The organism is Grylomicrobium aquisgranense (genome assembly GCF_033971865.1).
GTDB classification, from domain to species: Bacteria; Bacillota_I; Bacilli_A; order Erysipelotrichales; family Erysipelotrichaceae; genus Bulleidia; species Bulleidia massiliensis.
The window spans coordinates 1-2376 of sequence record NZ_JALBUR010000069.1; the positions used below are offsets into that span (position 1 = coordinate 1).

A 2376-nucleotide genomic window follows, 5' to 3' on the forward strand; every position below is an offset into this window, starting at 1 on the left:
TGTTAGCGTCGGGTGAAAATGGCCAAAAAGTGACGAGAGAAAACGGCCAATATCCGCCGGGAGAAAACGGCCACTGATTTGCCGAAAGAAAACGGCCACTGGCCGTTCCATCAGTTCCTTCTTACAATTGGAGTGGACCAACACGCCAAGCAAAGGAGAAATTTTGAAAACAAACAGTGACCTAGAAGAAATATTATCACAGGCCTTAGCGGCTATGAAAGCCGAAGAAGGATCCAAATTCGATATTGAACATGTAAATCTGGCGGAACTTGGAAGACTTACAAACATTCCGAGGCATAGGCTTCGCCGAATCCAGAAAAACGGGTTTAAGGTGCTTCCGAACGGGAATAAGGGACGGAAAGCTTCCGAAACAGTCATGACCGGATATACCGGCGTTGTAGATAATCTTCTGAAAAGTAATGTAACGAATTCAGAAGTGATCTATGACCGAATTTGTAGTCAAGGGTATTCCGGCGGCGTTTCAATGGTGAAAGACTACATTGCCAAACATCGCGATTTAGTACCTGCCAAGAGAGAAATTGTCAGTTCACAGGGAAACAGAGGCAGGCGTTACAGTACAGGACCTGGTGAATGTTATCAGATGGACTGGGGCTTTGTGAAAGTTGCCAACGAGCGTGGACAGGAATATAAAGTAGCCTGCTTTGCGATGATCTGCCATCATTGCGGTGAAAGATATGTTGAGTTCTTCCCGAATGCCAGACAAGAGAGGCTGTTCATCGGAATGATTCATGCGTTCATTTATATGGGTGTCCCGCAGACTGTACTGACGGATAACATGAAGAGTGTCACTACTGGCCGTGATGCGGATGGCAAACCGATCTGGCAGAAGGATTATGCCGTTTTCATGAAGGATGTAGGCTTTAAGACAAAGTTATGTAAAGCCAGGCATCCTTTTACCAAAGGACAGGTAGAACGGTTGATTCGTTTCGTTAAGGAGAACTTTGTCGTTGGCAGGACATTCGGTAATATCACCGATCTGAACATTGAGGCTCTTAAATGGTGTAATGAACAGAACGGCAAGTATCATAAAGCAGTGGACTGTATTCCGGCAGACAAACATAAAGAAGAATGCTGTAAAGTCACCAGAATGTTTACCCTGACACTGGATATGCGTAAATATCTCGCACCTTTAAGAAAGATTACCTTTGATGGATTCGTCAATTATGAAGGCAGGCGTTTCGGTGTTCCACGGTATTATTGTGAGAAAACATGCAGGATTGAAAGAGACGGATTTTATATCAGAATCTATGACAAGGATCTTAATAAGGTTCTGACAACCCATAGTGTCACATGGAGTCGGAAGGATTCGTTCTGTATTGATCAGTATTCCGATGAACCAGAAGAACAGCCTACCGCACCGGTAAAGGCAGTTCTTCATCAGCACGAAGAAGTTCCGGAAATCGGCTTTGAAAAGTTTGATTTTGGAAAGAAGGTGCACTGGAATGACTGAAGCTTCCAAGGCGCCTGAAACGGCATATGATCAGATTGAATTAGATGCGAAGTTTCTGAATCTTCCGCTTGATAAAGACAGTTTCGCGGTAATAGCGGATAAGCAGCACTTCAGCGAGCAGGATATCAGTAAGATCAGGGATCTCCTCGATTACATAGCACAGCTGAAGAAGGAATCAATTGTGGAAACGTGTCTGAAACTGAGCAGGCTTCCAAAGGTGAATCCGAAAACATTCGAGAACTTTGATTTTTCACGACTGAACGGACCGGATGTAGATAAGCTGAAGGTATTGAGTAATCTGGCGCCACTCTATGAGCATCAGACTCTTGCCTTTATTGGATCACCAGGTCTTGGAAAGACACACCTGGCAATGGCGTTCGGTCACAGGTGCTGTGAACTGGGAATCAAGACATATTTTCTGACAGCTTCAGAACTAAATGAGAAGCTGATCCAGGCAAGAAAGGCAGACCGGGTATCCTCAGCGATCAATGGACTTGTAAAACCGTCTTGTCTGATCATTGATGAGATCGGCCATTGTACATTTGATTTAGAGAATACAAGGTTATTCTTTGACATCATCAACCGAAGAACGAATAAAGATGGTCCACATTGCCTGATTCTTACCAGTAATCAGACACCGGACACATGGGGATCATACTTTCAGGAGAAAGAGACCACCCTTTGTACTCTAGACCGTATCTTCGATAATGCGATTGTCTATATGATGAAGGGAATCAGTTATCGTGGTCAGAAACTTCAAACCATTGCGATCGAAGCAAATTGATTAACAATTTACAGAATTAGACATTTGAAATGAATGGGCTTGGCGTATTGGCCCTTTTCTTTCGGCTGAAATTGGCCGTTTTCTCCCGGCGCAAAATGGCCCATTCCGCCCGGCTCTAACA

Annotated in this window: 2 protein-coding genes; both read left to right on the forward strand. The window is 44.2% G+C overall.

The window, feature by feature from the left end:
• Nucleotides 1-214: 214 nt before the first annotated feature.
• The gene (gene istA, locus MOZ60_RS11415) at nt 215-1471 is read left to right on the forward strand and encodes an IS21 family transposase (RefSeq protein WP_370596775.1); all 1257 of its coding nucleotides are present in this window, start codon (nt 215-217) and stop codon (nt 1469-1471) included.
• On the forward strand, nt 1464-2255 hold the full coding sequence (locus MOZ60_RS11420) for an ATP-binding protein (RefSeq protein WP_370596774.1): 792 nt from the start codon (nt 1464-1466) through the stop codon (nt 2253-2255). The genes istA and MOZ60_RS11420 overlap by 8 nt, the downstream gene beginning before the upstream one ends.
• The last annotated feature ends 121 nt before the right edge of the window (nt 2256-2376 follow it).

What these genes read in the sequence shown, in the direction of transcription:
- istA (WP_370596775.1), top strand. Translation starts at nt 215, where the DNA reads ATGAAAGCCGAAGAAGGATCCAAATTCGATATTGAACATGTAAATCTG.
- MOZ60_RS11420 (WP_370596774.1), top strand. Translation starts at nt 1,464, where the DNA reads ATGACTGAAGCTTCCAAGGCGCCTGAAACGGCATATGATCAGATTGAA.